Annotated in this window: 19 protein-coding genes and 1 tRNA gene; 9 read left to right on the top strand and 11 right to left on the bottom strand. The window is 67.9% G+C overall.

Annotated elements, in window-relative coordinates:
* The first annotated feature begins 5 nt into the window (after positions 1–5).
* Both ACZ5WE_RS11970 and ACZ5WE_RS11965 read left to right on the top strand, forming a co-directional pair.
* Positions 6–554 carry a helix-turn-helix domain-containing protein gene (locus ACZ5WE_RS11970; protein ID WP_160506124.1) on the top strand — a complete coding sequence of 183 codons (549 nt, stop codon included), beginning with the start codon at positions 6–8 and terminating at the stop codon, positions 552–554.
* 49 nt (positions 555–603) lie between these two features.
* The gene (locus ACZ5WE_RS11965) at positions 604–2007 is read left to right on the top strand and encodes a serine/threonine-protein kinase (protein WP_467685589.1); all 1404 of its coding nucleotides are present in this window, start codon (positions 604–606) and stop codon (positions 2005–2007) included.
* Between the two features lie 46 nt (positions 2008–2053).
* Here the strand turns inward: ACZ5WE_RS11965 and ACZ5WE_RS11960 are convergent, their stop codons facing one another.
* Positions 2054–3403, bottom strand: coding sequence for a hypothetical protein (locus ACZ5WE_RS11960; protein ID WP_467685587.1), 1350 nt, complete (start codon positions 3401–3403; stop codon positions 2054–2056).
* A gap of 194 nt (positions 3404–3597) precedes the next feature.
* Positions 3598–3726 (bottom strand): DLW-39 family protein, encoded by a 129-nt coding sequence (locus tag ACZ5WE_RS11955; RefSeq protein WP_003999697.1) that lies wholly within the window; start codon positions 3724–3726, stop codon positions 3598–3600.
* Positions 3727–4063: 337 nt separating this feature from the next.
* Here ACZ5WE_RS11955 and ACZ5WE_RS11950 point away from each other — a divergent pair, with 337 nt between their 5' ends.
* Positions 4064–4393: a DUF6344 domain-containing protein gene (locus ACZ5WE_RS11950; RefSeq protein ID WP_467685585.1), complete on the top strand. Its 330-nt coding sequence runs from the start codon at positions 4064–4066 to the stop codon at positions 4391–4393.
* A gap of 143 nt (positions 4394–4536) precedes the next feature.
* On the opposite strand, the gene ACZ5WE_RS11945 is transcribed toward ACZ5WE_RS11950, so the two are convergent.
* The 9 genes from ACZ5WE_RS11945 to dnaA form a co-directional block, all read right to left on the bottom strand.
* Positions 4537–4610 (bottom strand) — tRNA-Ile (locus tag ACZ5WE_RS11945).
* Positions 4611–4889: 279 nt separating this feature from the next.
* On the bottom strand, positions 4890–5597 hold the full coding sequence (locus tag ACZ5WE_RS11940) for a DUF3566 domain-containing protein (protein WP_467685584.1): 708 nt from the start codon (positions 5595–5597) through the stop codon (positions 4890–4892).
* Positions 5598–5615: 18 nt separating this feature from the next.
* The gene (gene gyrA / locus ACZ5WE_RS11935; RefSeq protein ID WP_467685582.1) at positions 5616–8216 is read right to left on the bottom strand and encodes a DNA gyrase subunit A; all 2601 of its coding nucleotides are present in this window, start codon (positions 8214–8216) and stop codon (positions 5616–5618) included.
* 42 nt (positions 8217–8258) lie between these two features.
* Positions 8259–10331 carry a DNA topoisomerase (ATP-hydrolyzing) subunit B gene (gene gyrB / locus ACZ5WE_RS11930; RefSeq protein WP_467685580.1) on the bottom strand — a complete coding sequence of 691 codons (2073 nt, stop codon included), beginning with the start codon at positions 10329–10331 and terminating at the stop codon, positions 8259–8261.
* 265 nt (positions 10332–10596) lie between these two features.
* Positions 10597–11160, bottom strand: coding sequence for a DciA family protein (locus tag ACZ5WE_RS11925; protein WP_467685578.1), 564 nt, complete (start codon positions 11158–11160; stop codon positions 10597–10599).
* Between the two features lie 22 nt (positions 11161–11182).
* The gene (gene recF, locus ACZ5WE_RS11920) at positions 11183–12304 is read right to left on the bottom strand and encodes a DNA replication/repair protein RecF (protein WP_467685576.1); all 1122 of its coding nucleotides are present in this window, start codon (positions 12302–12304) and stop codon (positions 11183–11185) included.
* A gap of 72 nt (positions 12305–12376) precedes the next feature.
* Complete coding sequence (gnd, locus tag ACZ5WE_RS11915) at positions 12377–13261, bottom strand: phosphogluconate dehydrogenase (NAD(+)-dependent, decarboxylating) (RefSeq protein ID WP_467685574.1); 885 nt, start codon at positions 13259–13261, stop codon at positions 12377–12379.
* An 89-nt stretch (positions 13262–13350) separates the two neighbouring features.
* Positions 13351–14481, bottom strand: a complete 1131-nt coding sequence (dnaN, locus tag ACZ5WE_RS11910; RefSeq protein WP_160506115.1) for a DNA polymerase III subunit beta — start codon at positions 14479–14481, stop codon at positions 13351–13353.
* An 849-nt stretch (positions 14482–15330) separates the two neighbouring features.
* Positions 15331–17232 (bottom strand): chromosomal replication initiator protein DnaA, encoded by a 1902-nt coding sequence (gene dnaA, locus ACZ5WE_RS11905; RefSeq protein WP_467685572.1) that lies wholly within the window; start codon positions 17230–17232, stop codon positions 15331–15333.
* A 367-nt stretch (positions 17233–17599) separates the two neighbouring features.
* Between dnaA and rpmH the strand changes: the two genes are divergently transcribed.
* From rpmH to rsmG, 6 genes are all read left to right on the top strand, one after another.
* Entirely contained in the window at positions 17600–17737 is a 138-nt protein-coding gene (gene rpmH, locus ACZ5WE_RS11900; RefSeq protein WP_006381191.1) for a 50S ribosomal protein L34, read from the top strand.
* 21 nt (positions 17738–17758) lie between these two features.
* The gene (rnpA, locus tag ACZ5WE_RS11895; RefSeq protein WP_453739030.1) at positions 17759–18130 is read left to right on the top strand and encodes a ribonuclease P protein component; all 372 of its coding nucleotides are present in this window, start codon (positions 17759–17761) and stop codon (positions 18128–18130) included.
* Complete coding sequence (gene yidD / locus ACZ5WE_RS11890) at positions 18127–18486, top strand: membrane protein insertion efficiency factor YidD (protein ID WP_467685570.1); 360 nt, start codon at positions 18127–18129, stop codon at positions 18484–18486. The genes rnpA and yidD overlap by 4 nt, the downstream gene beginning before the upstream one ends.
* Before the next feature lie 3 nt (positions 18487–18489).
* Complete coding sequence (gene yidC / locus ACZ5WE_RS11885) at positions 18490–19788, top strand: membrane protein insertase YidC (protein WP_467685569.1); 1299 nt, start codon at positions 18490–18492, stop codon at positions 19786–19788.
* 14 nt (positions 19789–19802) lie between these two features.
* Complete coding sequence (locus ACZ5WE_RS11880) at positions 19803–20324, top strand: Jag family protein (protein ID WP_467685567.1); 522 nt, start codon at positions 19803–19805, stop codon at positions 20322–20324.
* A 99-nt stretch (positions 20325–20423) separates the two neighbouring features.
* Positions 20424–21140: a 16S rRNA (guanine(527)-N(7))-methyltransferase RsmG gene (rsmG, locus tag ACZ5WE_RS11875; RefSeq protein ID WP_361193803.1), complete on the top strand. Its 717-nt coding sequence runs from the start codon at positions 20424–20426 to the stop codon at positions 21138–21140.
* The last annotated feature ends 151 nt before the right edge of the window (positions 21141–21291 follow it).

Genomic DNA, 21291 nt, shown 5'->3' with positions numbered 1-21291 from the left:
ACGCAATGGACGCCGCACAACAAGAGACGACCGCGAGAGCACGAGAGCTCCAGCGGAACTGGTACGGGGAGCCGCTGGGGGCGCTCTTCCGTCGTCTCATCGATGATCTGGGCCTCAACCAGGCACGCCTCGCCGGCGTCCTCGGTCTGTCCGCGCCCATGCTGTCCCAGCTGATGAGCGGACAGCGCGCCAAGATCGGCAACCCCGCGGTCGTCCAGCGCGTCCAGCTCCTCCAGGAGCTGGCGGGCCAGGTCGCCGACGGCAGTGTGAGCGCCGCCGAGGCCACCGACCGCATGGACGAGATCAAGAAGTCCCAGGGCGGCTCCGTCCTGACCAACACCTCGCAGTCGACGACGAGTTCGGGTGCGCCCACAGTGAAACGTGTGGTGCGCGAGATCCAGTCGCTGTTGCGCTCCGTCGCGGCGGCGGGCGACATCATCGATGCCGCTGACTCCCTCGCCCCGACCCACCCTGAACTGGCAGAGTTCCTCCGGGTATACGGCGCCGGACGCACCGCGGACGCGGTCGCCCACTACGAGGCGCACCAGAACTGAGCCGTCGACCGGGCCACCGGGCGGCCCGGAGGGGGAGCAATGCGCGACCATGGGTGAGGTCTTCGCCGGCCGCTACGAACTGGTCGACCCGGTCGGCCGCGGGGGAGTCGGAGCGGTCTGGCGTGCCTGGGACCACCGGCGGCGCCGGTATGTGGCAGCCAAGGTCCTGCAACAGAGCGACGCGCACGCGCTGCTGCGCTTCGTGCGGGAGCAGGCGCTGCGCATCGACCACCCTCATGTGCTCGCGCCCGCCAGCTGGGCCGCCGACGACGACAAGGTCCTCTTCACCATGGCCTTGGTCGCCGGCGGCTCGCTGGCCCATGTGATCGGGGACTACGGCCCGCTGCCGCCCCGCCTGGTCTGCACGCTCCTGGACCAGCTGCTCGCCGGGCTCGCGGCGGTGCACGCCGAAGGGGTCGTGCACCGTGACATCAAGCCCGCCAACATCCTGCTCGAGGCCACCGGCACCGCACGTCCGCACCTGCGGCTCTCCGACTTCGGCATCTCGATGCGGATGGGCGAGCCGCGACTGACCGAGACCAACTATGTCGTGGGGACGCCCGGTTACTTCGCTCCTGAGCAAATGATGGGCGCCGAGCCGGACTTCACCGCCGATCTGTTCGCCGTCGGCCTGGTGGCCCTCTATCTGCTGCAGGGCGCCAAGCCGGACGCCAAGGCCTTGATCGAGCACTTCGCCGCGCACGGCACCCCTGGGGCGCCGCAGGGCGTTCCGGAGCCGCTGTGGCAGGTCGTCGCCACGCTTCTCCAGCCGGATCCGCACGCGCGGTTCCGTACCGCCACGGGCGCACGCAAGGCGTTGAACTCGGCTGCCGAGCTGCTGCCGGAGCCAGGGCCCGACGACGAGATCGTAGAGATCTTCGACCAACTGGGCCCGCTTCCCCAGGGGTTCGGACCCGGCGGCCCCCTCACCGCGCCGCCGCAGCCAGGCTTCGCTCCTCCTTCTGTACCTCCCCCGCCCCTCTCCGCACCCCAGACCGGCAGCTACCCGCTGGCCCCTCCACCACCGCTGGCCACACCACCGTCGGGACAGGCCACGCCGCCCTCGGTGCAGCAGATGCAACCCGCACAGCCCGTACCGCCCGTACAGCATGTGCAGCCCGCCCACCATGTGCAGCAGGCGCAACAAGTGCAGGCCCAGCCAGTGCAGCAACCGGCAACGCCACCACCTCCCCCCTCGCCCCCTGTTCAGTCCCCGCATGTCCCCACCCCTCACCCGGCTTACGATCCGTCACCCTCCGTGATGCCCGCAGCGCATCGCGTATCCGCCCCTACTTATCCATACACCGCTCACGCCCCGCAGGTTCCACTCCAGCGCCGGCCGGTTCCGCACCGGCAGAGACGACCGGGTCCGCCCCCGAAGGTGGCGATCCCGATGCTGCTGGCCTCTCTGGCGTGCTTCGCGGTGGGCATCTGGGCGCTGACCCAGATCTGACCCGACCCTGATCCGATCAGATGCGAACCCGACCCCGACCCACGAGTCACCCCGCCCGACCCATTGCCCTCCTGCGCCCGATCAGCGTCCACACGCCAAGGATCGCCAGGAGCACGGACCCAGCACCGAACCCGCCGACGGCGACGACTTTCATGCCGACCCCGCCGTCCCCACCGCTCCTGTCACTGTTCCCGCCTCCGCCCCCGTCACCGCTCCCGCCGTCGGCACCCGTCTCGCCCCGCGCCGCCGCGTCCTCGTCCTCACCAGTGACGCTGAACTCGTCAGCGGGCCGCGCCGTCCCCACGTACGCGGGCCCCTCCTTCGCCGCACCGTCGACGTTCACCCGCAGCGTCAGATCCAGTGGGGCCTTGCCGAACTGCCGGGCGACCTGCGGATTGAGATGGACCGAGAGGTAGTACCACCCGGCGAACCGCGTTCCTGCCACGCCGTCGATCGGGGAGTAGCGGTTCTCGTACGCCACGGGGGCAAGGGGTTCCAGCGCGGTCGATTTCTGTTGGCCGTCGTATGCCGTGTCGGCGTCGTCGATGCGTGCGCGTACCGGATTGGCCAGTGACATCACGAGCGCCGACGTGACGTACTCGCCCCGCCCCCCGCTCGCACTGCCCAGCTCGGCCCCGGCGGAGATCTGCTGCCCCCAGCCGACCGGCACACGATAGAAGAGGGTCTGGCCGGGCTTGATCCGGTCGCCCCAGACGCCTGCCTTGAGCGCCCGAGCGTCGTTGAAGCCCGTGCCGCCCCTGCGTTCCTCGCGCGCGTCGGCGGGAGGTGTGGGCGAGGCGGAGTTCCACGACTCGGGCGGTGTCGTGGGGGCACTCTTGGCCACTCCGGGCTCCGAGACGACGCGGAGCTCCGTGTCCCACGTCTCCGTACTGGAGCCGGCTTCGCTGTTGCGCTCGACCACTACGTAGTACGTGCCGGCCACTTTGCACCGGTTCTGGGCGGGGCCGACCGCCCGCACCGCCCAGGCGGAGATGGGCCGCGGACTCTGCGACGTACCGAACCGCGCGTCTCCGGAGTTGCAGTTGTTGCCGTTCGTGTCCTCTAACGACACCTCCACGCCGTCCCCATAGGCGACCCTGGCGTCGAGCCCGGGGACGGCGGTGGCGGAGACGTACACGGTCTCTCTGGCGCCGAGTTGCAGCTGGTAGTAGAGCTTGCCCCCGCGCGCGAGGGAGCTCTTGTACGTCGAGCCGGGCGTGAGCCTCACGCTGTCCATGCTGTTCTGCGCGCCGTCGACTGACACGGCCCCCTCAGCGAAGACGTACGGGCTCGGTCCCGATGTGTCCTCCGCCGTGGCCTGCCCCGGCAGCGCCAACACCGCGCACAACGCCGCTGCCACGGCCCCCGCCGCCCGGCCTCTGCGCAGCCGCCCCATCACGTGCCACCCCTCCCCTGAGCCCCAGTCGTCCCGCCCACTATGCCCACGCGGAAGCCCGACATTCTTTGCTCACGCAAGGCGAGAGCTTGCGTGAGCAAACTCAAGGAGTCGGGGGACCAACGAGATCCGGACAGCACAGGGCCCCGGCCGCAGAAGCGACCGGGGCCCGGTAAAGAGACTGTTGTCGGTACTCACGAACCCGTGGGCACGGAGTCAGTCGCCTCCGTCCACAGATCCTGCTCGGCGCGATCCGCCTGGATCTGGCGGTACACGAGGAGCCCGCCGATGGCGGCCAGTGCGACCAGGAGAAGCTTCTTCACCGCGCGACCTCGTCTTTCTTGACGTAAGGGACCTCTGAAGCCCGACTATACACACCGATCGATACCGATCGGTGACCTGGATCCACCCCAACTCCCGCCCCGAACACAGCAGTCGAATCGGGACGCCGCCGCTCCTTGGCCCCTCGCGGCCCGCCGCGACATTCGCCACTCCCGACCTCACCCGAGCCTCTCCCAGGCCCTTCAGAGGCCATATACGGCCATTCGTGTGGTGTTCATCTGAACATCGACGCGCCACGAGCGTTGGTCCCCCACTCTCGGCCCCACATACACATCATGAGGAAAGTACGCAAATCGCCCAACCCGAAAGTGAGACGCCATGACCGGCACCAAGGCCAAGAAGCTGTGGACCACGCTCATCACCGCCTTCCTCGCACTCTTCGCCACGCTGGGATTCACGACGACGGCAACGGCGGCCACGCCGGTACAGCAGGCCACGGAAACGTGCAAGAGCACGCCGACCATGACGGCCCCACTCGCGGCCTACTGGGCAGCAGCGTACGAACGGTCCTTGCCGCCCACGATGAAGCAACGCATCCGCGCCGAGGCCCACGGATCGTCCCCCAGCTGCCGGCACCTCCCCACGGACGACACGGAGACGGGCGTTGAGGCCGAGGCCCATCCGGGCAGGCTCGCCGCGGAACCGTAGTCATGCCCCGGCCACCTCGGCCGCCGCCCACCCAGGGCCCCACGGACAGCACAAACAGCTCGCCCGTACAGCACAGACGCACAGCCCCACAGACACGAAGAAGTCCCCCAGCCGATACAGGCTGGGGGACTTCTTCGTGTCTGTGGGGCTAACAGGATTTGAACCTGTGGCCTCATCCTTATCAGGGATGCGCTCTAACCAACTGAGCTATAGCCCCGCCGCGCTGCGGTATGTCCCGCGCGCTGACCTCTGAAGATTAGCGCACGTGCGGGCCAGTCCCAAAATCGATACCTCCGGGGGCAGCGAACAGCCCTCGACGGACGTGTCGGACCACGACGCACCACGACGCACCACGACGGACCGGCGCGGATCACAACGGACCGCGACGCGCAACAGGGCCCCGCCCTGAGTGGGCGGGGCCCTGGCCGTGAAGTCCCTCCGGTGTAGAGCACCGGGGGGGCGGTGGAGCGCGGAAGAAAGAACTACGGGAAGAGAACTACTCGTCCTCGGCCAGCGTCAGCTCCACGCCGCCCACGAAGCCCGCGGAGAGGTTGTAGATGAAGGCGCCGAGCGTGGCCAGGGCGGTGGCCAGGACCACGTCGATGACCGCGATGATCGTCGTGAACATCAGGACGCGCGGGAGCGACAGGAAGGACTGCAGGTCGAAGCCGTTGGACTCGTTCGAGCCCGTCGCCTCCGAGATCGTGCCGCCCACCGTGGAGAAGACGCCCATGGCGTCCATGACCATCCACAGCACGGCGGCCGCGACGATCGTGCAGATACCGAGAGCGATGGAGAGCAGGAAGCTGACCTTCATCACCGACCACGGGTCTGCCTTGGCCACCCGCAGTCGTGCCTTGCGCGTACGGGGCGTCGTGCGCGCCCCCGTCCGCGGCCTGCGCACGGAGCCCGTCTGGGAACTCTGCTGATAGGCCTGCGGCGGGTGATACGGCTGGGACGCCTGCTGCTGGGGCTGGCGCTCACCGGGCAGAGCACCAGTGGCGTTCTGGGACCCCTGAGTCCCTTGGGCCCCGTCGGCGTACTGCGCTGACTGAGCCGGCTGCGGCCCTCGGGTGTCGGTCACGGTTCCCCCCTGGGATCCACGAGACTCATGCGAGTCGGGAGAATCAGTGGCGGAGCCACGGACACCGTCTGTACCGGCTGGGCCGGTTCCACTTGCTCCGGCGCCCGTGGCTCCACTCACGATGACTCTCTCCTCGCGCTACTCGGCCGTGGACTCCGTGCCCTCGTCCGTACCGGCGGCCGGCTCGCCGTCGGCCGATTCGACGACGATGTCACCGTCGACTTCCTCAGCCTCGCGCCCGGCCTCGGCGTTACGAGCGATACCGACCACGGCATCGCGCTTGCCCAGGTTGATCAGTTGGACGCCCATGGTGTCACGGCCTGTCTCCCTGACCTCGTTGACTCGCGTACGAATCACACCGCCGCCCAGGGTGATGGCGAGGATCTCGTCGGTCTCCTCCGTCACCAGCGCGCCCACGAGTTCGCCGCGGTCCTCCACGATCTTGGCGGCCTTGATGCCGAGGCCACCACGACCCTGGACGCGGTACTCGTCGACGTTGGTCCGCTTCGCGTACCCACCGTCGGTTGCGGTGAACACGAACGTACCTGGCCTGACGACATTCATCGAGAGCAGTTCGTCGCCGCCGCGGAAACTCATTCCCTTGACGCCCGAGGTCGCGCGCCCCATGGGACGCAGCGCGTCGTCCGTTGCGGTGAACCTGATCGACTGCGCCTTCTTACTGATGAGCAGCAGATCGTCCTCGGCCGACACGAGCTCGGCGCCGATCAGCTCGTCGTCCGAACCGTCGTCGGTCTCGCGGAGGTTGATGGCGATGACGCCACCGGCGCGAGGCGAGTCGTAGTCCTTGAGCGGGGTCTTCTTTACGAGGCCGCCCTTGGTGGCGAGCACCAGGTAGGGCACCGCTTCGTAGTCGCGGATCGCGAGGATCTCGGCGATCTTCTCGTCCGGCTGGAAGGCGAGCAGGTTCGCCACGTGCTGGCCGCGGGCGTCACGTCCGGCATCCGGCAGTTCGTACGCCTTCGCGCGGTAGACACGGCCCTTGTTCGTGAAGAACAGCAGCCAGTGGTGGGTCGTCGACACGAAGAAGTGGTCGACGATGTCGTCTTCCTTCAGCTTCGTGCCGCGAACGCCCTTGCCGCCGCGCTTCTGGGAGCGGTAGTCGACCGTCTTCGTACGCTTGACGTAACCGCCGCGCGTGATCGTGACGACGATGTCGTCCTCGGCGATCAGGTCCTCCATGGACATGTCGCCGTCGAAGGGAACGAGCGCCGAGCGACGGTCCTCGCCGAACTTGTCGACGATCGCCGCGAGCTCCTCGCTGATGATCTGGCGCTGCCGCTCGGGCGAGGCCAGGATCGCGTTGTACTCGTTGATCTTCGCCTGCAGATCGTCGTGCTCGGCGACGATCTTCTGGCGCTCCAGGGCGGCCAGTCGGCGCAGCTGCATCTCGAGGATGGCGTTGGCCTGGATCTCGTCGATCGAGAGGAGGCCCATCAGGCCCTCACGCGCGACGTCGACCGTCTGGCTGGCGCGGATGAGCGCGATGACCTCGTCGATCGCGTCCAGGGCCTTCAGCAGGCCGCGCAGGATGTGGGCCCGCTCCTCGGCCTTGCGCAGCCTGTACTTCGTACGCCGGACGATGACCTCGACCTGGTGAGTCACCCAGTGGCGGATGAAGGCGTCCAGGGAGAGGGTGCGCGGCACGCCGTCGACCAGGGCCAGCATGTTGGCGCTGAAGTTCGACTGGAGGTCGGTGTGCTTGTAGAGGTTGTTCAGTACGACCTTGGCGACCGCGTCCCGCTTCAGGACGACGACGAGGCGCTGGCCCGTGCGCGAGGACGTCTCGTCGCGGACGTCGGCGATGCCGCCGACCCTGCCGTCCTTGACCAGGTCGGCGATCTTCTGCGCGAGGTTGTCGGGGTTGGTCTGGTAGGGGAGCTCGGTGACCACCAGGCACTGGCGGTTCTGGATCTCCTCGACCGCGACGACCGCGCGCATCGTGATGGAGCCACGGCCCGTGCGGTACGCCTCCTCGATGCCCTTACGGCCCACTACTAGTGCGCCGGTGGGGAAATCGGGGCCCTTGATGCGCTCGATAAGAGCGTCGAGCAGTTCCTCGTGCGAAGCGTCCGGGTGCTCGAGCGCCCACTGCGCGCCCGCCGCGACCTCGCGGAGGTTGTGCGGCGGGATGTTGGTGGCCATGCCGACCGCGATGCCCGCCGAGCCGTTGATCAGCAGGTTCGGGAAGCGCGCCGGCAGGACCGTCGGCTCTTGGTTGCGGCCGTCGTAGTTGTCCGTGAAGTCGACGGTCTCCTCGTCGATGTCACGGACCATCTCCATGGCCAGCGGCGCCATCTTGCACTCGGTGTACCGCATGGCGGCCGCCGGGTCGTTGCCCGGGGAGCCGAAGTTGCCGTTGGAGTCCACCAGCGGCATCCGCATCGACCATGGCTGGGCCAGGCGGACCAGGGCGTCGTAGATGGAGGAGTCGCCGTGCGGGTGGTAGGTGCCCATGACGTCGCCGACGACGCGGGCGCACTTGTAGAAGCCCTTCTCGGGGCGGTACCCGCCGTCGTACATCGCGTACAGGACGCGGCGGTGCACGGGCTTCAGGCCGTCCCGTACGTCGGGCAGCGCACGCGACACGATGACGGACATCGCGTAGTCGAGGTACGAGCGCTGCATCTCCGTCTCGAGCCCGACGGGCTCGACACGCATGCCCACGCCGGGAACGGCGGGCTCCTCTTCGGGCATCACAGGGGTGTTCTCGTCGGCCATTGCTGGTCAAAGTCCTTTCGAGGTGCGGCTTGTGCGGCCGACTCAGATGTCGAGGAAGCGGACGTCCTTGGCGTTGCGCTGGATGAACGAGCGCCGCGCCTCGACGTCCTCGCCCATCAGCACCGAGAACAGGTCGTCGGCCTGCGCCGCGTCGTCCAGGGTGACCTGGCCGAGAACGCGGTGATCCTGGTCCATCGTCGTCACGCGCAGCTCCTCGGCGTTCATCTCACCGAGACCCTTGAAGCGCTGGACCGAGTCGTCCCTGACGCGCTTGCCGGCCTGGCGGCCGATCTCGATCAGGGCGTCGCGCTCGCGGTCCGAGTACGCGTACTGGAAGTCGTCCCGCGTCCACTTGATCTTGTAGAGCGGCGGGCGCGAGAGGTACACGTGGCCGGACTCGACGAGCGGCCGCATGAAGCGGAACAGGAAGGTCAGGAGCAGGGTGTTGATGTGCTGACCGTCGACGTCGGCGTCCGCCATCAGGATGATCTTGTGATAGCGGAGCTTCTCGATGTCGAAGTCCTCGTGCACACCCGTGCCGAAGGCCGAGATGAGAGCCTGGACTTCCTGGTTGTGCAGGATCTTGTCGATCCGCGCCTTCTCGACGTTCAGGATCTTGCCTCGGATGGGCAGGATCGCCTGGTACATCGGGTCACGGCCGGACTTCGCCGAACCACCGGCGGAGTCACCCTCGACGATGAAGATCTCGCACTTCGTCGGGTCGTTCGACTGGCAGTCGGAGAGCTTGCCGGGCAGGGACGCCGACTCCAGGAGACCCTTGCGTCGGGTCAGGTCACGCGCCTTGCGGGCGGCGACGCGGGCCGTGGCGGCCTGGATGCCCTTGCGGATGATGTCCGTGGCCTCGTTCGGGTTCCGGTCGAACCAGTCCGTGAGGTGCTCGTGCACGACCTTCTGTACGAAGGTCTTCGCCTCGGTGTTGCCCAGCTTGGTCTTGGTCTGGCCCTCGAACTGGGGCTCGCCCAGCTTCACCGAGATGATGGCCGTCAGACCCTCGCGGATGTCCTCACCAGTGAGGTTGTCGTCCTTCTCGCGCAGCAGCTTCTTCTCGCGCGCGTACCGGTTGACCAGGCCCGTCAGCGCGGCCCTGAAGCCCTCCTCGTGCGTACCGCCCTCATGCGTGTGGATCGTGTTCGCGAAGGAGTAGACACCTTCGGTGTACTGCGAGTTCCACTGCATCGCGATCTCGGCCGAGAGCATGCGCTCCCTGTCCTCGGCCTCGACGTCGATGACGGTCGGGTGAATGACCTCGCCCTTGCGGGAGTTGAGGTACTTCACGAAGTCGACGATGCCGCCTTCGTAGTGGTACGTCACCGTGCGCGCCTCGGGCGCGGCCTCGTCGTCGGTGGCCTCGGCCGAGTCCGCACCCACCGTCGCCTTCGCCGACTCGCGCTCGTCGGTGAGCTTGATGGTCAGTCCCTTGTTGAGGAACGCCATCTCCTGGAAGCGCCGTGCCAGCGTCTCGAAGGAGTACACGGTCGTCTCGAAGACGTCCGGGTCGGCCCAGAAGGTGACCGTGGTGCCGGTCTCGTCGGTGGCCTCGTGCCGCTCCAGGGGGGCGGTCGGGGCGCCCGTCTTGTAGTCCTGCGTCCAGCGGTAGCCGTCGGTCTTGATGTCGACGGCCAGCTTGGTGGACAGGGCGTTCACGACGGAGACACCGACGCCGTGCAGACCACCGGAGACGGCGTAACCGCCGCCGCCGAACTTGCCGCCCGCGTGCAGCACGGTGAGCACGACCTCGACGGCCGGCTTCTTCTCGACGGGGTGAATACCCACCGGGATGCCACGGCCGTTGTCGATCACGCGCACGCCGCCGTCGGCGAGGATCGTGACGTCGATGGTGTCCGCGTGGCCGGCGAGGGCCTCGTCCACGGAGTTGTCGACGACTTCCTGCACCAGGTGGTGCAGGCCACGCTCACCGGTCGACCCGATGTACATGCCAGGTCGCTTGCGGACCGCGTCCAGACCCTCGAGGACGGTGATCGCGCTGGCGTCGTACGAGGCTGTGACCTCGCCGTTCTCGCCAGCGACGGTGGACGGGATGTTCTCGTTGGGGTTGCCGGAATCGGCCACGAAGCGCCCTTTCTGGCACAGCACAAGCCAAGCACCCGGCGGTGGCCGGAGCGGCTGCGTCGTTCAGCGATAGTCAGCGTTGCTCGGTGCGACCCACAAGTGGGGCGGGATTAGCTTCCAGTCTACCGGTAGCGCCGACAGTGATGGGGGTTTGCCGGTACCTGAGTCCGCATGTGCCGTCCTGAACCGGCATCATCCGACTCCCCATATGCGGCCCGGGGCTCTAAGAGGCTCACAGCGGCACTCAGCGCTTCGAGGTGTCAACCTTGAGCTACCACTCGGTACGGCCTCAGCCGTAGGTGTCCCCGGGGCCCGTGCTGCCCGGCGCGCGCAGGGGTCCGAAGCGGCGGGCGGGGCCGCCGGGACCGAGGACTTTGATGAGGCGCACGGTGCCGTGACCGAGGTCCTCGTTGAGGCGCGCGACCAGCTGGGGGGCCAGGAGACGCAGGTTCGTCGCCCAGGCCGTGGAGTCGCACTGGACGGTCAGGACGCGCTCGTTCTCGTCGTACCGCTGCGGGACGCAGTGGTTGGCCAGGTCCTCGCCGACGATCTGCGGCCAGCGGCCCATCACCCCGCCGACCGCGGCCGGCGTCTCCCAGCCCCGCTCGGTGATCAGGCGGTTGATGGCGGAGCCGAGCGGCTGCGGGTCACGCCCGTCGGCGCGCGCGCCGGAGCGAAGACCGCCCCTGCGGGCCTGCTTCTTCTGCTGCGCGGCGTCGCCACGCGCGCGTGCCTGCTCCTTGGCTGCGCGCAGGGCGACCCGTGCGAGGTCGACGCCGGAGGGTTCGGGCGTCTTCGGTGGCTCCTTGGAAGCGTCCCCAGGCGGGTTCTTGGCGGGCTCGTCGGCGCTCATACGCGCTCCAGGCTCAGGCGCGTCATACGCGCTCCACCGCGCCGTCCGCCACCGCGAACCGCGCCCCGGCGAGCACGCCCGGCACGTCGTCGTCCACCGCGGCCGTCACCAGAACCTGCTCGCCCGGAGCCACCAGCTCCGCGAGACGCTCCCTGCGGCGCGTGTCGAGCTCCGCGAACACGTCGTCCAGGACGAGCACCGGTTCGTTCCCCTCGGCGCGCAGGAGGTCGTACGAGGCGAGGCGCAGCGCCAGGGCGTACGACCAGGACTCGCCATGGCTTGCGTACCCCTTCGCTGGGAGCTGGCCCAGCTTCAGGAGCAGGTCGTCGCGGTGCGGGCCGACCAGCGTCACGCCCCGCTCGATCTCCTGCTTGCGTGCCTCTTCGAGAGCGGCGATCAGCTGCTCGTACAGAGCGTCGCGTGTGTGGCCCTCGCCCGGCGCCGACGGCTTGTACTCCAGCGCCACGGGGCCGCCGCCGGGTGCCAGTTGCTCGTACGCCTTGTCGGCGAGCGGCTGCAGCGCGGCGATCAGGTCGAGCCGCTGCGTGAGCAGTTCGGCGCCCGCGCGCGCGAGGTGCTGGTCCCAGACGTCGAGGGTGGACAGGTCCATGGAGCGTCCGCCGTGCCGCCGCGCGAGGGCCGCCGACTTCAGGAGGGTGTTGCGCTGCTTCAGCACGCGGTCGTAGTCGGAGCGGACTCCCGCCATGCGTGGGGAGCGCGCCGTGATCAGCTCGTCGAGGAAGCGTCGGCGCTCGCCGGGGTCGCCCTTGATCAGCGCCAGGTCCTCGGGCGCGAACAGCACCGTGCGCACGATCCCGAGCACATCACGGGGCTTGACCTGCGAAGACCTGTTGATCCTGGCCCGATTGGCCTTGCCCGGATTGAGTTCCAGCTCGACCAGCTGCTGGCGCTCACCCTGCTGGACCGCGGCCCGGATGACGGCACGCTCGGCGCCCATCCGCACCAAGGGCGCGTCCGAGGAGACCCGGTGACTGCCGAGCGTGGCGAGATAGCCGACGGCCTCCACGAGGTTCGTCTTGCCCTGGCCGTTCGGGCCCACGAACGCGGTGACGCCCGGATCGAGAGGAACCTCGACCCGGGCGTACGAGCGGAAGTCGGCCAGCGACAGATGCGTGACGTGCATGGTGTGCGCCGACCTCCCCCGGCCTACTTCACTTGCTGACAGCCCCGCGCAGTTTCCTGCACAGGCTGTGGATCAGTGCTCGCTCTTGGACTCGACGGCGTGGCCACCGAACTGGTTGCGCAGCGCCGCGATCATCTTCATCTGCGGGGAGTCGTCCTGGCGCGAGGCGAACCGGGCGAAGAGCGAGGCCGTGATCGCGGGCAGCGGCACGGCGTTGTCGATCGCGGCTTCCACCGTCCACCGGCCCTCGCCGGAGTCCTGCGCGAAGCCGCGCAGCTTCGCCAGGTGCTCGTCGTCGTCCAGGGCGTTGACCGCCAGGTCGAGCAGCCAGGAACGGATGACCGTGCCCTCCTGCCAGGAGCGGAAGACCTCGCGCACGTCCGTGACGGAGTCGACCTTCTCCAGGAGCTCCCAGCCCTCGGCGTAGGCCTGCATCATGGCGTACTCGATGCCGTTGTGGACCATCTTCGAGAAGTGGCCCGCGCCGACCTTGCCGGCGTGCACGGAACCGAAGTCGCCCTCGGGCTTGAGAGCGTCGAAGATCGGCTGGACCTTCGCGATGTCCTCGGCGGCGCCGCCGTACATCAGCGCGTAGCCGTTCTTCAGGCCCCAGACGCCGCCGGAGACGCCGCAGTCGACGAAGCCGATGCCCTTGGCGGCGAGCTCCTCGGCGTGCTTCTCGTCGTCCGTCCAGCGGGAGTTCCCGCCGTCCACGACGACGTCACCGGGCTGGAGCAGCTCGGCGAGCTCGTCGACGGTGGACTGGGTCGCGGCTCCGGCCGGAACCATCACCCATACGACGCGCGGACCCTTGAGTTTGCCCACAAGCTCTTCGAGGCTGTGGACATCCGCGACGTCCTGGTTGCGGTCGTATCCGATGACGGTGTGGCCTGCGCGGCGGATGCGCTCGCGCATGTTGCCGCCCATCTTGCCGAGGCCGACGAGACCGAGCTCCATCAGTGGTTCCTTAAGTAGCGATGTGGCGTGGAGGCACCTTCGTACCCGCGTCCGAGCCTACGCCCGGACGCACGCTCACACCTGTGGGCTCAGCCGCTCAGACGTACAGGCATGATCAGGTACTTGTATGCCTCGTCGGCCTCCGCGTCCACGGCAGGCCTGCCGCTCAGGAGTGCGGGCTTCGTCGACGTCGTGAAGGACAGCTGAGCCACCGGGGAGTCGATCGCGCTCAGGCCGTCGAGCAGGAACGTCGGGTTGAAGGCGATCGAGACGTCATCGCCGTCGAGCTGGGCGTCGACCCTCTCCACAGCCTGTGCGTCGTCGCTGGAGCCGGCCTCCAGGATCAGCACGCCCTGCTCGAAGCTGAGCCGGACCGGAGTGTTCCGCTCGGCCACCAGGGCCACGCGCTTCACGGCCTCGACGAACGGGGCGGTCTCGATGACCGCGATCGAGTTGAACTCCGTGGGGAAGAGCGTCTTGTACTTCGGCAGGTCACCCTCGAGGAGACGCGTGGTCGTACGCCGTCCGGCGCCCTCGAAACCGATCAGGCCCTCACCGGCACCGGAGCCCGACAGCGCCAGGGTGACCGTGTCGCCGCTCGTGAGCGCCTTGGCGGTGTCCAGGAGCGTCTTGGCAGGCACCAGGGCGACCGCGGACGCCTCGGGGTTCTCCGGCTTCCACAGGAACTCGCGGACCGCGAAGCGGTAGCGGTCGGTGGAGGCCAGGGTGACGGTGTCGCCCTCGATCTCGATGCGTACGCCGGTCAGGACGGGCAGCGTGTCGTCGCGGCCCGCGGCGATGGCCACCTGGGCGGCGGCGGAGGCGAAGACCTCACCGGGGACCGTGCCGGTCGCGGTGGGCATCTGCGGCAGCGCGGGGTACTCCTCCACAGGAAGCGTGTGGAGTGTGAATCGCGAGGAGCCGCAGACCACCGTGGCCCGCACACCGTCTGTGGAGATCTCCACCGGACGGTTGGGAAGGGCGCGGCAGATGTCGGCGAGCAGCCGGCCGGAGACGAGGACCGTGCCCTCGTCGTCGATCTCGGCGTCCACGGAGACACGCGCCGAGACCTCGTAGTCAAAGCTGGAAAGGCTCAGTGCGCCTTCCTCGGCCTTCAGCAGCAGGCCCGCGAGGACAGGTGCCGGTGGCCGGGCCGGGAGACTGCGCGCCGCCCACGCCACTGCCTCCGCGAGTACGTCGCGTTCCACCCGGATCTTCACTTAGCCGCCCTCCTGCTGTTGCTGGCACTGGGGACCAGTCTGACGCACCGCACTGACAGTGGGTGCCCGTCGGGGTCAAGTCGTGACGAGCGGCGTAGGAGGTCCGGAGCGCGAGTTGTGCACAGGCCCCTCTTCGAAGCCAATTCCCCGGTGACTCTAGGGGGCAGTAGTAGTAGGGCCTGTGGAAACCGTGGATAACAGCGTATGCGCAGGTCAGTGCCGTTTTTTTATCCACTGCGCCTGTGGGCGGAGGCGGTGGACAACCGGTGGTTTCTGTGGACGGGCGAAAGTTCTGCACACCCGATGCACAGGCAGGGGGTACTTCTCCCCAGCGCTGTCCCCAGCTTTACCCACCTTCTGCACAGGCCAACCGACCACCTTGGTGTGACGCCTTTCACTCGGCACGGTGACGAGGCGCGTTGCGTTGCCGAACAGTGGACAGCCGTGTGGAGAAGCTGGGGAAAGCTGGGGACAACCGGCCCGAGCCTGTGGGTTGCCGGTGGACAAGTTCGTGCACACCCTGTGGACGAGATTTTCCTCCACAGCCTGTGGAGGGTCTTCGTCCACCAATCCACAACCACCTGACCTGGCTTGATGGTCCTTCAGCAGGGTCCCCTGTGGACAGCATCTGGACAACTTCCGGGTCCCCAGGGTGTGGAAGGAAAAAAGACCACAGATCTGTGGAGAACACGCCTATCAGCTGGGGAAATCGAACAGCGGAGAGGGACGGACGAGCTCCACGCGCGCGTGGACAACGCGCAAAGCGCGCGTGCACAACGGCGAAGGGCGCCCCGGAAGTTGCTCCGGGGCGCCCTTCGCCGTTGTGTCGGGGACGTCTCTGTGCGGCTCTCAGCCGTTCTTGATGCGGTTGGTGAGCTCGGTGACCTGGTTGTAGATCGAGCGCCGCTCGGCCATCAGCGCACGGATCTTTCGGTCCGCGTGCATGACCGTGGTGTGGTCGCGGCCGCCGAACTGCGCGCCGATCTTGGGCAGGGAGAGGTCCGTCAGCTCGCGGCAGAGGTACATCGCGATCTGGCGGGCCGTCACCAGGACACGGCTGCGAGAGGATCCGCAGAGGTCGTCCACTGTCAGTCCGAAGTAGTCCGCCGTCGCGGCCATGATGGCCGGAGCCGTGATCTCCGGAGAGGCGTCCTCGCCACCCGGGATCAGGTCCTTCAGGACGATCTCCGTCAGACCCAGGTCCACCGGCTGCCTGTTGAGCGAGGCGAAGGCCGTGACCCGGATCAGCGCGCCCTCGAGCTCACGGATGTTGCGTGAGATGCGGGACGCGATGAACTCCAGGACCTCCGGCGGGGCGTTGAGCTGCTCCTGCACCGCCTTCTTACGAAGGATGGCGATACGCGTCTCCAGCTCCGGCGGCTGGACGTCGGTGATCAGTCCCCACTCGAAACGGTTGCGCAGCCGGTCCTCCAGGGTCACCAGCTGCTTGGGCGGCCGGTCGCTGGAGAGCACGATCTGCTTGTTCGCGTTGTGGAGGGTGTTGAAGGTGTGGAAGAACTCCTCCTGCGTCGACTCCTTGCTCGCGAGGAACTGGATGTCGTCGACGAGCAGGATGTCCATCTCGCGGTACCGCTTGCGGAAGGTGTCGCCCTTGCCGTCGCGGATGGAGTTGATGAACTCGTTCGTGAACTCCTCGGAGCTCACGTAGCGCACGCGCGTGCCCGGGTAGAGGCTGCGGGCGTAGTGCCCGATCGCGTGCAGAAGATGCGTTTTGCCGAGCCCCGACTCTCCGTAGATGAAGAGGGGGTTGTACGCCTTGGCGGGTGCCTCGGCCACGGCGACGGCCGCCGCGTGCGCGAAACGGTTCGAGGCACCGATCACGAAGGTGTCGAAGAGGTACTTCGGGTTGAGGCGCGCGGTGGGTTCGCCGGGCGCCGACGCGGGGGCCGGCTGCGCGGCCAGCGGGCCAGGGGCGCCGCTGCCGTGGACACCGTGGCCGTTGCCGTGGACGCCGCCCCTGGGGTCGTGCCCCCCGGAGCCCGGTGACTGCTCGTGACGCTCGCGCCGGTCATGGCGGTCTTGGCGGTCACGGTCATGGCGGTCGTGCTGGTCCTGGCGCTCTTGGCGGTGCTGGTCGTACGGGGAGTGTCCCTGCGGCGGCTGCGACCGGTAGTCGTGCTGGGGCTGCTGAGGGCTCGCGTACGGGTCCCGCTCGGGGAAGCCGAGCCGCTGCTGCTGCCAGCCGTAGTCGTCCTGCTGCTGGGGTTGCTGCTGCTGCTGCGGCCAGGCGCCGGGCGCGGGGCGCTGGTAGTCGGGGTACGCGGGGCGGGCGGTCGGCAGCTGGTCGGGCCCGCGGCCCGGTGAGTGCTCGTCCGAGGTGCGGCGGCCGTAACCGTCGTACGAGTCGTGCCCCTGGCCGGGGCCGGGGTGCTGTTCCGGCTCCTCATAACGCTGCTGCTGTTGCTGGCCGGGCTGCTGCTGGAGCGGCGGCGCCGGCGGCCCCATGGGTTCGCCGACCGAGTCGTCCACCGTGATGGCGATACGGATCGGGCGGCCGCACTCGCGGCTCAGCGATTCGCTGACGATGGGCGCGAGCCGTCCCTCGAGTACGCCTTTGGCGAACTCGTTCGGTACGGCAAGCAGAGCGGTATCGGCGACCAGGGCCAGCGGCTGGCAGCGCTTGATCCAGCGCTCGTCCTTCGCGTCTACACCGTGCCCCCGCCCCTCACCCAGCAGCTGCTCCAGAACTCGTGGCCACACTGCGGCAAGATCGGCAGGTACGTCAGCCACAAGGCACGCTCTCTCACGGGGTCCCACGAAGGTGTGGTTCTTGGGACGGAAATCGGGATGGGGAGGGAGAAGGGAATGAATCGGAGTTTGGCCACGGTAGTCAGGGCAACGGCTGCGGTTCAAGTTGTTGTCCACAGGCTGTGCACAGTGTCTCTCCCTGACGGTCGGTTTGACCGGATGGCGTAGCCCCGCGTACCGTGACCAGGTCGAGTTGTCGATGGCTGCTGCCGCCTGCCTCCGATGGGCAAAGATCACGATCTGTGATTGTGAAGCGGTGCACTCGGTGCGTATTCGCGAGCTTCTCGTGGGCGCACGGTGACAGCCAGGCGATGTCCCGCCACCACACAATCATTTCTGGAGCCCCCGAGTGAGCAAGCGCACCTTCCAGCCGAACAACCGCCGCCGCGCCAAGACCCACGGCTTCCGCCTGCGGATGCGCACCCGCGCCGGCCGCGCGATCCTCGCGAACCGTCGTGGCAAGGGTCGCGCCAGCCTTTCCGCTTAATCGCATAAAGGTCATGACGTCGTGCTGCCTACCGAGCATCGGCTGAGGCGGCGCGAAGACTTCGCGACCGCGGTACGCCGAGGACGACGGGCCGGACGCCCGCTTCTCGTCGTCCATCTACGTAGCGGTGCAACGGACCCGCACGCGCCTGGGGAGAGCGTTTCCCCGACGCGTGCGGGTTTCGTCGTGAGCAAGGCCATTGGCGGAGCAGTCGTACGCAACAAGGTGAAGCGCAGGCTTCGCCATCTGATGCGTGACCGGGTGGCTCAGCTGCCCCCCGGTAGCCTGGTAGTCGTACGAGCGTTGCCCGGTGCGGGTGACGCCACCCATGCACAGCTGGCCCGAGACCTGGATGCCGCTCTTCAGCGGCTGCTGGGAGGGGGCGCTCGATGAAGTACCCACTGCTGGCTCTGATCAAGCTGTACCAGTGGACGATCAGTCCATTGCTCGGCCCGGTGTGCAAGTACTACCCGTCGTGCTCCCGCTACGGCTTCCTGGCCATCGACCGGCACGGTGCGATCAAGGGAACGGCGCTCACTGCCTGGCGCATCCTGCGGTGCAATCCGTGGTCGCTCGGTGGTGTCGACCATGTCCCGCCGCGCAAGCGTCCGCGGTGGCACGAGATGCTGCGCGCCATGTGGCGTGAACGCAAGGGCGGGCCCTCCGCCGCTGGCGTGCCCTCCGGGGAGGCTTCCCCGGATACCCCGAGCCCGGCCGCCGAGACTCCGTCCCATGCTCAAGGAGCCTGATTAGTGGACACGATTGCCAGTCTGTTCAGCTTCATCACGACACCCGTTTCCTGGGTCATCGTCCAGTTCCACTCGCTGTACGGGGCCATCTTCGGTCCTGACACGGGCTGGGCCTGGGGCTTGTCCATCGTGTCCCTGGTTGTCCTGATCCGTATCTGCCTGATCCCGCTCTTTGTGAAGCAGATCAAGGCGACTCGGGCGATGCAGACGCTGCAGCCCGAGATGAAGAAGATCCAGGAGCGCTACAAGAGCGACAAGCAGCGTCAGTCCGAAGAGATGATGAAGCTGTACAAGGAGTCGGGTACGAACCCGCTCTCCTCGTGCCTTCCCATCCTGGCGCAGTCGCCGTTCTTCTTCGCCCTGTACCACGTGCTCTCCGGCATCGCGTCGAACGACACCATCGGCGTCATCGACAAGCCGCTGCTCGAGAGCGCGCAGAAGGCGCACATCTTCGGCGCCCCGCTGGCCGCGAAGTTCATGGACAGCGAGGAAAAGGTCGCGGCGCTCCACGCCTCGCTGACCGACGTCCGCGTCGTGACCGCGATCATGATCGTCCTGATGTCGTTCTCGCAGTTCTACACGCAGCGTCAGCTGATGACGAAGAACGTGGACACGACGGTCAAGACGCCGTTCATGCAGCAGCAGAAGATGCTGATGTACGTCTTCCCGATCATGTTCGCCGTGTTCGGCATCAACTTCCCCGTCGGTGTCCTCGTCTACTGGCTGACCACCAACGTGTGGACCATGGGTCAGCAGATGTTCGTGATCCGCCGGAACCCGACTCCCGGCTCCAAGGCCCAGGCCGCTTTCCTGGAGCGCCTGCAGAAGCAGCTCACGCACTCCAAGAAGGTGCGGGGCCGTGGCAACACGAACGTCATCAAGGCGATCGTCGCCAAGGGCCGCGACCGCAACGAGTTCGAGCGCAAGTTCATCAACGGTCTGAGCAAGGCGGGCTTGGTGGCCCAGGCCGACGGTTCTGTCGCGCAGAGCGACTCCGCTGTCGCCACGGAGACCGAGGACGGCGCCACGGCCGTCGGTGGCAGTGCTCCCAAGCGGCAGCAGCCCAAGCGACAGAGCAAGTCGCAGCGCCAGTCCGCCGCCGCCCACAGCAAGGCGGAGGGCGACGCGGAGACGGCTTCGGATGCGAAGACGTCACTGGAGAAGACTCCGGACGAGCCTGAGGACGCCACTCCCAAGGGCAAGGCCGCGGGCGGCAAGACCGGTTCAGGGAACGCACGCAGCCAAGCCAAGTCCGGGCAGCGCAAGGGCCAGCAGCGGCCCAAGCACCCGTCCAAGAAGTAGAAGGAGTCCATCCCGTGACGGAAGGCACCACCGCCCCCGCCGAGGTCGAGGTCGAGGCCGGCGACACTCTCACCCGTCTTGAGCAGGAGGGTGAGATCGCGGCGGACTACCTCGAGGGTCTGCTGGACATCGCCGATCTCGACGGTGACATCGACATGGACGTCGAGGCCGACCGCGCCGCTGTCTCGATCATCAGCGACTCGAACAGCCGTGACCTGCAGAAGCTCGTCGGCCGTGACGGTGAGGTCCTGGAGGCGCTCCAGGAGCTGACGCGCCTCGCGGTGCACCGCGAGACCGGTGACCGCAGCCGCCTCATGCTGGACATCGCGGGCTACCGCGCCAAGAAGCGCGAGGAGCTCTCCGAGCTCGGCGCCAAGGCCGCAGCCGAGGTGAAGAGCTCGGGTGAGCCGGTCAACCTCAAGCCGATGACGCCCTTCGAGCGCAAGGTCGTGCATGATGCGGTCAAGGCCGCCGGTCTGCGCAGCGAGTCCGAGGGCGAGGAGCCGCAGCGCTTCGTCGTCGTGCTCCCCGCCTGATCGCACATCGTTTCCCCGGCCCCGTCTGTTCGCAGGCGGGGCCGGTCTTTGTCAGCCTGATAGTCAGCCACCCCAGTGCGGTACGGAAGGACGGTCCCCGTGACGGAGGCAGCGGAGCTCCCCTCGGCGCCCGAGCAGGCCCGGGCGGTATTCGGTGAGCGCTTCTCGGACGCGGTCCGGTACGCGGAGTTGCTGGCCGATGCGGGAGTGCAGCGCGGCCTGATCGGCCCCCGTGAAGTGCCTCGACTGTGGGAACGGCATCTGCTGAACTGCGCGGTCCTCTCCGAGGTCGTGCCCGAGAACGTGATGGTGTGCGATGTCGGCTCGGGTGCGGGCCTGCCGGGCATTCCGCTGGCTCTTGTCCGGCCGGACCTGAAGATCACGTTGCTTGAACCGCTGCTGCGGCGGACCACCTTCCTCACCGAGGTGGTCGAGCTGCTCGGACTCGACCACGTGACCGTCGTGCGGGGACGCGCCGAGGAGGTCCTTGGCAAGCTGCCTCCCGTCCATGTGGTGACCGCGCGGGCTGTGGCGCCACTGGACCGCCTCGCGGCCTGGGGCGTGCCGCTCCTGCGTCCCTACGGCGAGATGTTGTTGCTCAAGGGCGACACCGCCGAGGAAGAGGTCAAGGCGGCGGGGGCCGCCCTGAGCAAACTCGGCGCGGTGACCACCTCCGTACTGCATGTCGGTGAGGGCGTGGTCGACCCGCTGTCCACAGTCGTGCGGGTGGAGGTCGGGGAGAGCCCCGGCGGTGTGCGCTTCGCGGCCAAGCGCGCGAAGGCCGCCCGCACGGGCCGGACTCGGCGTCGTCGCTGAGTGGATCGAACCTTCGTAGGTGAGTGGATTCAGCCCTCGTTGGTGAGCGGTCCAACCCTCGTCGTTGATCCGTCCTGACGACGAGCCGTACTCCACACAAGCTGCCAAACGTACGCATACCGGGGTGTCGCGCAAGCGGCACCCCGGCTGC

It is taken from the genome of Streptomyces sp. NPDC033180 (assembly GCF_055577645.1).
The sequence above is the reverse complement of the archived record's forward strand: the minus strand, read 5'-3'. Positions and strand labels throughout refer to the sequence as shown.